Below are 6,982 nucleotides of genomic sequence, written 5' to 3'. Positions count from 1 at the left end.
GTCGGGAGTTCGAATCTCTCCTGGGACGTACCAATTTTACGACGGTTAGCCGTTGGTATAAACGCTTTCTATTACGTTATAGTGTTGTCGGTCAGTGTACGGTCAGATTGCCCGTTATTTGCCCGAATTTTCGACGCATAATACACGTATTAGGAGGCGTTTTTGCATATGACGAGGAAAAAACGGAGTTTAATCGTCGAAGAAGACCTAAGCGGATTGTTTTCGGGGAGCATTGTCGACACTAAGCCGGTCAGTCCTGCGGACAGTACACCGGTCACTCGACCGAAAAGGCGTTCGATCGAACAGGCGCTTAAAATTATTACGCAGCAAATGGAAGTCAGCGGTTATCGTGAGCGAACAATCAGCGACTACAATATCCACGTCAGACATTTCGCCAAAGCAACGCGAATACAATTCGTCGAAGAAATCACCGCGGAAAGTCTGTACGTATGGCTTTCGAGTATGAACGTCAGCAATCAAACGAAATTGACGCGCTTAAAGTGCGTTAAGGCGTTCTTAACGCGCTGTATGGATAACGGTTGGATTACGCAAAGGTTTTGGAAAACCGTCAACGTAAAAGTCGACACGAACGTTAAGGAAGGCGCAACAGAGCACGAGGTAGGCGTATTGCTTTCGTTGCTCGACTTAAATGATTTCGTTCAGTTGCGAGATGCGACGGCGGCGTTGTTGATGTTTAAGACAGGCATTCGTATACATACGATTGTGCATCTCGAAACGAAACACGTTGATTTTAAAACGCAGCAGTTACGCATAGATGGCGAAATAGTGAAAAACGGCCGGCAAGTGTATTTACCATTCGGCGACACATTGGCGAAAATGCTGGCGGTGCTAATCAAGCAAAACGAAAAAATTAGGCGAGAGTATAAAGTGCAGAATGATTACGTATTTATAACGAAGCGCGGAACAATAACGGCGACAAGTCCATCGAATAATAACATTCAAAAACGGCTGAACAAATACGCGAAGGAATACGGATTGCGCAATATAAATCCGCATGCGCTGCGCCGAGGATTTGCGAAGTCGTTACTGGATAAAGGCGCGAACATTGCCGTTATTTCTAATGCGCTAGGGCATAGCGATTTAGGAGTGACATCGCGCTATTTACATTTAGATAAGGAAGAAGTCGCCGAGAAATTGCGGAGATTTTTATAACGAAAGTGAGCGTCCATCGCGGGCGCTTATTTTTTTGCGTAAAAAGTGCGCGAGGTTGATTCGGCATCCTTAATATATAGTGTAGCGTAAATCACACGGAATTAATTTCGCTGAAAGTGTGCGAAGTGGTTATTGCGAAATGTATCACCGAGTATAAGGCGCAACTCACACGGAATTAATTTCGAAATTATTGCGCGAGAATTAAGCCAAATGCGTCATAGTAAATATAAGGTCACACGGAAGATATTTTCCGCAAAACTGCGCGACTTTAAATTGGCTCGGGTATTATTAATTGAGAACGTTAAGTCACACGGAAGGAGGACGAAATGACTAATCAAGATATTTACGTAAAGTTTCATAAACACGCATTAACTAGCGGTCTTATGGGAGCGTTAGGTGCGGAACGATGGCATACGTTATCGGCTTTGGCGTTATTCATGAACGATCGTGGAGAATGTTTCCCATCGCAAGATTTACTAGCGGAACACCTTGACATAAGAAGAGAAACGGTGAATAGGCGAATTAAGTCACTATGTGATTTTCGCTGGAATGGGCATCCGATAATTACAAAAGAGCAAACGAAACATCCGACTAAGCAAACGTATCTGCAAGTTCGATATTTAATCGGAAGAGAAAGCGGTTTTCAGTTCGGTAATAGAGCGGAAGAAGACAGTCCGTGTGACGCTGATATAGTAGACCGTGTGATGTATATGTGAGAAATCGTGTGACGTAAACCGCTCAATAAGAAGAACCATATAACAAGATCCATTTAACAAGAAATAATTGCACCAAATAGAAAATCACTATTTGTTGCGAGTCTTATATTGCATAAAAAGAATTATGCGAAAAGTAGATAACTAAAGTGAGGTGTATGAAATGTATTTAAAGCAAGTGCAGGAATTAAAGAAAATTACTTCTAATTTAAAAAAACAAGGGAAAAGCGAAGAAGAAATAAGAAGAGCAATTAATATCTATTTACAAGAATTCAAGCGAAAAACTAACCCTAATGGTGACTTAGATATTATTTAATAGATAACTATTATGCAATAAAAGGAGAATGAATTATGGAATGTTGTCAATGTGAAAAAGAAATTGATCTAACTAAAAAACAAGAATATGAATACGATTATGTCGGCAATTTATGGTGTAAAAACTGTATGGAAAAAGAAGTGAATCGAGAAATATAACTGAACAATTCGAAATTTATCCGCAAATAAAAAGGAGGAATCGCAATGACCAACGTAAAACCAACGCTACCACGCGCAGTAGCCAACGCAATCGAATCTCTACGCGAAGAAAAGGTAAGTAATTACGGTATTATGCGCATATCACACGGAGCAATATTCGAAAGTCCAGCGCTAACACTAAAACGCTACGCATTCGAAGGCGAGCACGGAGGCACACCCGACTTACTCATGAGCGCACTAATCAACGGATACGAAGTCGAGCAATCGCCCGAAGATAAATTGCGCGAGTATTACAATGAATTAATTTATCGCAAGATACTCGGAATCTCAATCGAAGATATCTACGCATAGCCTTCAAACGCAATATAAGGCGCATACAGACGCGTTAAATCGCACGGAATACAATAAGTCTTGGCGGTGAATAAAGCCCGCAGGAGGCGCTAAAATCAAGCGTAAAATACGTTAGTAATGGAGGCGGAAAAGTGGCACGTAAACCAACGAAATCTACAACGTTAAAACAACTCGACGATATATTAAAACGTTGCGCAAGGATATCCGAAGCACGTTACGTAACATCGACGATTCATCCCGGCTTTCGACTCGTAACGGCAATCGATATCCACACACCGCAGGGCACACGCGAATTTACCATAACGAATAATCCGGACCCGGAATTTGACTTAGCGAAAGCAGTCAACGAATACCTTGACGAATTGGAGGCGAAGCAGAATGGTATCGCTGGAACCTAAATTCGAATATAACTTCGCTGGCCGAGCCCGTTTTATGCTGATTAACGCAGAAACAAAACAGGTTGAATATTGCGTTAATGTGACCGATGAATTCGAAGCAGCTACGCAAGACTACATCGAAAATTTATGGCGAATTAAAAACGAATTGGAGGCGGTACGATGCACATTAAAATCGAATTGACAACGAAACAACATACCGATTGGGTTGACGATCGGGTAACGTTTGAAGATGATTGCGACTTTATCGAAATTAATCACCACAACGGAAGTACGTTTAGTATTCGCAAAGCTGAACTGCGAAAAGTATTACACGTCTTATGCGAGGAGGAATGACGATGTTAACAACGGAACAACTCAACGCAATAAAAGAACGTGCGGAAAAGGCGACGGCTGGCGAATGGTTCGTTCTGCATCATACGGATATAGCCGTAGAAAATCCGCCAGGAAGTTCGTTCGCTGACGGAATAGCTTTTGCGGATGGAAATGACGACGCAGAATTCATCGCACATGCTCGCGGAGATATTCCAGCGTTATTGCAAACTGTCGAGGCACTCACCGCCATACTTGCCGAAACGGAAGAAACTCGCGACAAAATTGCGAAAGATTGGTCGAATTTGCTAGACGAAAGGGTGACGCTCAAATCGAAAATAGCAACCTACGAATCCCTTGCGCAAGAATTTAATTACGGCGCAATACTCGACGAAATGGCATGCGAAGGAGGCGATAGCGATGACTAAACCGAAATTACCGCCCGCAACGGACTGGCGCGCTCGCAACATCGCCGACTGGAACGTTAGCACATTCATCGCATTTATTACCGAAACGACAGCTGAACGCTACAACGCGGAATATCAGCCGGGCGGTCGAGGCGCTAAGTCGACGCGGTGGGCGCGCGAACGAGGCATGCTGAAACAGGCGCAAGGGCGTTACGGCAATGCGGTGTTGCGGCGATTCATCGAAATATGTTGGGCGGAATACCGCACGAACAAGCCGGACGAATACCCGTACCCTTCCGTAACTTTTATGTTCGGATGGATGGACCGTAATTGGCTGGCGGCACAATCGGCGGTGGCGAGAGAACAGCGCGAGGCGGAAACGGCACAGCAATCCGAAGAAATTAGCGAAGATTGGTGGTGATTGCGTGGTCGTATTCGTATTTTTAACTGGCGTGATAACCGGAGCAGTAGGAACGGTAGGACTAATTCGTCTAGGCATAAGGAACCGAAAATAAAACGAGTGGAGGTGAGCGGGATGGAAGATGAGTACGTAATACCTTTCGATGATTTAAGCGAGGAAAAGAAGGCGGAATTTAATAAATTGGCGGAAGAGTATAGTTACGTTTTGCAATTGATTTATTTGTTCATCGAAGTAAATAACGCTGATAATGACGAAATTTGGAATAAGGCGAATCAAAGATACGACGAAGACATGACATATGCACCAAACGAATAGGAGGCAAACGCATGAAACAATTTCGCACAGTTAAACGCAGGGCTAAAGTAGGGGAGCGCATATTGATTACGAATAAATCCGAATGGGAACATCGGTATAAAAACGGAAATGTGGGCGAAGTGTTAGGCTTAGGCGTAGAGAGTGTATTCGTTCAATTCGAAGGAGTAAACGCAGGGGTAGCGGATTGTGAATACGAAGTTATTATCGAGGAAGTTAATCCGAAGGAGGAAAACGAAATGAATATCGAAAAACGATTCGAATTGGCAGTGAATAACGTACGAGAAGCCGTTGAGGAATTGAGACTCGCAGCATTAGCGAAAGGGTACGAAGATGCAAGGCGCGATTTAACCGCAGTTACTCCGCCATTCAAAACCCCGCAGCAACAACGCGATGAGATTATCGAACAGGCAAAGCGCGATGTGGCGGAATTAGAGTCGATAATGGATAGTAGTTTCCGACCACCAATTAATGGTAATAACACGTTCATGGAAATGCGCACGTTCGTTAAATTCTTCGTTAACAAAGAGAAACGCGCAGTTACAGCGCTAGTTTATTGCTGTGAATACGGATATTTAGTCGAAAAAGGAATCGCCAAGTGTGCGCCGACCGACTGCTTTAACGTTCATATCGGCAAGGCTATTGCGTTGCGCCGAGCGTTAGGTTTAGACGTGCCAAGCGAATATTTAAACGTGCCACAGCCGACGGAAGTGCGAGTGGGCGACGTGATTATTTATAAAGATCCGATAATGGAATCCGCAACAGACACCGTTGTTAGCGTGGAAAGCAAGAAAGGAGTAGTACGGTATTATATGAAAAGTGGCGGATTTGAATGGCGAGACGAAATCGAAATAATCGACGACAGCCGCGAAAAGGAGTGAGCGCCAATGAACGAAAATAACCACGCAAGCAAATGCGTTTTAAAATCTCGCTGCACCGTCGCGAACGGCAAATCGTGCAATTTCCAGTGCCCGCATTTCATTGCGACGAACAGCCGATTGCGAGCGAGCGGAGTGCCGGCGGACTATCGATTGGTGACGGTAGCAAATTCGCCAGCCCGTGCGAGTCAGCCCGCGGTGTATAAGTCGGTGGATGCATACGTTAAGACGTTCGAACGGCAATTCGATGATAATGGCGAAAGGATTAAGTCGTTATATTTGTATAGCGCAAGTCCTGGCACGGGCAAAACGACGACGGCAAGCGCTATCTTGAACGAATATTTAACGCAACATTATATCGGCAGTCTGCAGCGTAGTAGGCAAGCGTTGCAGCAGCCGGCTTATATGCTCGATGTCAACGCCTGGCAAACGTTGTTCAACGAGTTTAACCGCAGCAACATTCCGGCCGACATTGGCGAAGAGGCAAGCCGTCAGTATTATCGCCAAATGCAAGCAGCTAAGACGGCGCCGTTCGCAGTACTCGACGATATTGGCGTCCGCAATGCAACCGAAGCATTTCGTGGCGATTTACATGCGGTAATTAATGCGCGTGTGACGAACGGATTGCCGACCGTGTATACTTCGAACTTGCCACTGGCGGAAATGGAACGAGTGTTTGACGCAAGGCTTTACGATAGAATGCGCGATCAATGTGCCGAGTTGGGGTTCGTTGGTGGTTCGAAAAGGGGGATGCGAAAGTGAAGAGAATTACGGAAGAAATGATTCGAGAAGTCGAAAAGATATACGGTAAATCTAATCGTGCAGAAATCGAACAGGCGGAGGTATTGTTAAATAATCCCGAAATTCTAGCCGGGTATTATGAAAATGAGGAGGCAACCGAATGACCAACGAAAAGCAACCGCAATTTAACTTCGGCGATTTGGTCCGTGTCGCTGGCTACTGGCCGCAAGTATTCGTCGTAGATGGTCGACGCAAAGAACATTACGAATATCCCGACGAAGAATGGACCGAAATGGTATACGAATTGCACGGAGCATTTACGCTGGAATGGCTCGAAGCAGACGTCGAAGATTTGACGTTAGTTGCGCCGGCAGCCAACGCGGAAGAATATTTAACCACGGTCGGGCAGCCGACGATTGACTTGACGGAATTGATAATCGGAGTAGATTGGGCGAAAGGGGAGGATCGTACTATGTACGGAAAACAACCGAAGGAACCACGCAAGCCGACCGCAAGGGAATTGTCAGCGCAGGAAGCGGAACGTAGAAAACAGGCGAAAAAGGAACGCGCCGACCAAATCGATAACTTGCTGGATATTGCGAATTGGAATCGTAAGAAGTTTGCGGATACTGGCGAACAGGAATATGCGGCTAAGATTGCGGAAGTGGAAGCGGAATTGAAGAAGATAACGGAAGGGGCTGACGAATAGGTGGGAAATACAAATAAAATTAAGACGTGCGAGATATGCGGGGCTAAGTTTATTCCGTCATTGACCGCAACTGTAAAAAACGAATGTCACGCATGT

General features: G+C 45.0%; 14 protein-coding genes. All 14 read left to right on the top strand.

Translation table 11 applies throughout. The features are described 5' to 3' along the window. The first annotated feature begins 168 nt into the window (after nt 1–168). The 14 genes from NSQ92_RS26245 to NSQ92_RS26180 all read left to right on the top strand — a co-directional run bounded on the left by NSQ92_RS26245 (nt 169) and on the right by NSQ92_RS26180 (nt 6,886). The gene (locus NSQ92_RS26245) at nt 169–1,173 is read left to right on the top strand and encodes a tyrosine-type recombinase/integrase (protein WP_341153399.1); all 1,005 of its coding nucleotides are present in this window, start codon (nt 169–171) and stop codon (nt 1,171–1,173) included. Nucleotides 1,174–1,499: 326 nt separating this feature from the next. Beyond that, the gene (locus tag NSQ92_RS26240; RefSeq protein WP_341153398.1) at nt 1,500–1,889 is read left to right on the top strand and encodes a helix-turn-helix domain-containing protein; all 390 of its coding nucleotides are present in this window, start codon (nt 1,500–1,502) and stop codon (nt 1,887–1,889) included. A gap of 160 nt (nt 1,890–2,049) precedes the next feature. After that, complete coding sequence (locus NSQ92_RS26235) at nt 2,050–2,202, top strand: hypothetical protein (protein ID WP_254415180.1); 153 nt, start codon at nt 2,050–2,052, stop codon at nt 2,200–2,202. Between the two features lie 35 nt (nt 2,203–2,237). Next, on the top strand, nt 2,238–2,360 hold the full coding sequence (locus NSQ92_RS26230) for a hypothetical protein (protein ID WP_341153397.1): 123 nt from the start codon (nt 2,238–2,240) through the stop codon (nt 2,358–2,360). 45 nt (nt 2,361–2,405) lie between these two features. Beyond that, a complete protein-coding gene (locus NSQ92_RS26225; protein ID WP_341153396.1) occupies nt 2,406–2,711 on the top strand; it encodes a hypothetical protein in 306 nt (101 codons plus the stop codon). A gap of 131 nt (nt 2,712–2,842) precedes the next feature. After that, nucleotides 2,843–3,109 (top strand): hypothetical protein, encoded by a 267-nt coding sequence (locus NSQ92_RS26220; RefSeq protein WP_341153395.1) that lies wholly within the window; start codon nt 2,843–2,845, stop codon nt 3,107–3,109. 159 nt (nt 3,110–3,268) lie between these two features. Further along, a complete protein-coding gene (locus NSQ92_RS26215) occupies nt 3,269–3,442 on the top strand; it encodes a hypothetical protein (RefSeq protein WP_341153394.1) in 174 nt (57 codons plus the stop codon). 2 nt (nt 3,443–3,444) lie between these two features. Next, nucleotides 3,445–3,846, top strand: coding sequence for a hypothetical protein (locus tag NSQ92_RS26210; RefSeq protein ID WP_341153393.1), 402 nt, complete (start codon nt 3,445–3,447; stop codon nt 3,844–3,846). Next, nucleotides 3,839–4,246: a hypothetical protein gene (locus NSQ92_RS26205; protein ID WP_341153392.1), complete on the top strand. Its 408-nt coding sequence runs from the start codon at nt 3,839–3,841 to the stop codon at nt 4,244–4,246. Before NSQ92_RS26210 ends, NSQ92_RS26205 begins: the two co-directional genes overlap by 8 nt. Nucleotides 4,247–4,360: 114 nt before the next feature. Next, a complete protein-coding gene (locus tag NSQ92_RS26200) occupies nt 4,361–4,561 on the top strand; it encodes a hypothetical protein (protein WP_061801076.1) in 201 nt (66 codons plus the stop codon). An 11-nt stretch (nt 4,562–4,572) separates the two neighbouring features. Further along, nucleotides 4,573–5,439, top strand: coding sequence for a hypothetical protein (locus NSQ92_RS26195; protein ID WP_341153391.1), 867 nt, complete (start codon nt 4,573–4,575; stop codon nt 5,437–5,439). Nucleotides 5,440–5,445: 6 nt separating this feature from the next. Then, a complete protein-coding gene (locus NSQ92_RS26190; protein ID WP_341153390.1) occupies nt 5,446–6,198 on the top strand; it encodes a DNA replication protein in 753 nt (250 codons plus the stop codon). Continuing rightward, complete coding sequence (locus NSQ92_RS26185; RefSeq protein ID WP_341153389.1) at nt 6,195–6,341, top strand: hypothetical protein; 147 nt, start codon at nt 6,195–6,197, stop codon at nt 6,339–6,341. Before NSQ92_RS26190 ends, NSQ92_RS26185 begins: the two co-directional genes overlap by 4 nt. Then, on the top strand, nt 6,338–6,886 hold the full coding sequence (locus NSQ92_RS26180; RefSeq protein WP_341153388.1) for a hypothetical protein: 549 nt from the start codon (nt 6,338–6,340) through the stop codon (nt 6,884–6,886). Before NSQ92_RS26185 ends, NSQ92_RS26180 begins: the two co-directional genes overlap by 4 nt. The last annotated feature ends 96 nt before the right edge of the window (nt 6,887–6,982 follow it).

The organism is Niallia sp. FSL M8-0099, assembly GCF_038006945.1.
GTDB lineage: Bacteria > Bacillota > Bacilli > Bacillales > Cytobacillaceae > Niallia > Niallia circulans.
This window is presented reverse-complemented; position numbering and strand designations above follow the sequence as displayed.

Excerpts from the sequence above, each read along its gene's own strand:
- NSQ92_RS26245 (WP_341153399.1), top strand. The coding sequence starts at position 169 with ATGACGAGGAAAAAACGGAGTTTAATCGTCGAAGAAGACCTAAGCGGA.
- NSQ92_RS26240 (WP_341153398.1), top strand. The coding sequence starts at position 1,500 with ATGACTAATCAAGATATTTACGTAAAGTTTCATAAACACGCATTAACT.
- NSQ92_RS26235 (WP_254415180.1), top strand. The coding sequence starts at position 2,050 with ATGTATTTAAAGCAAGTGCAGGAATTAAAGAAAATTACTTCTAATTTA.
- NSQ92_RS26230 (WP_341153397.1), top strand. The coding sequence starts at position 2,238 with ATGGAATGTTGTCAATGTGAAAAAGAAATTGATCTAACTAAAAAACAA.
- NSQ92_RS26225 (WP_341153396.1), top strand. The coding sequence starts at position 2,406 with ATGACCAACGTAAAACCAACGCTACCACGCGCAGTAGCCAACGCAATC.
- NSQ92_RS26215 (WP_341153394.1), top strand. The coding sequence starts at position 3,269 with ATGCACATTAAAATCGAATTGACAACGAAACAACATACCGATTGGGTT.
- NSQ92_RS26210 (WP_341153393.1), top strand. The coding sequence starts at position 3,445 with ATGTTAACAACGGAACAACTCAACGCAATAAAAGAACGTGCGGAAAAG.
- NSQ92_RS26205 (WP_341153392.1), top strand. The coding sequence starts at position 3,839 with ATGACTAAACCGAAATTACCGCCCGCAACGGACTGGCGCGCTCGCAAC.
- NSQ92_RS26200 (WP_061801076.1), top strand. The coding sequence starts at position 4,361 with ATGGAAGATGAGTACGTAATACCTTTCGATGATTTAAGCGAGGAAAAG.
- NSQ92_RS26195 (WP_341153391.1), top strand. The coding sequence starts at position 4,573 with ATGAAACAATTTCGCACAGTTAAACGCAGGGCTAAAGTAGGGGAGCGC.
- NSQ92_RS26190 (WP_341153390.1), top strand. The coding sequence starts at position 5,446 with ATGAACGAAAATAACCACGCAAGCAAATGCGTTTTAAAATCTCGCTGC.
- NSQ92_RS26180 (WP_341153388.1), top strand. The coding sequence starts at position 6,338 with ATGACCAACGAAAAGCAACCGCAATTTAACTTCGGCGATTTGGTCCGT.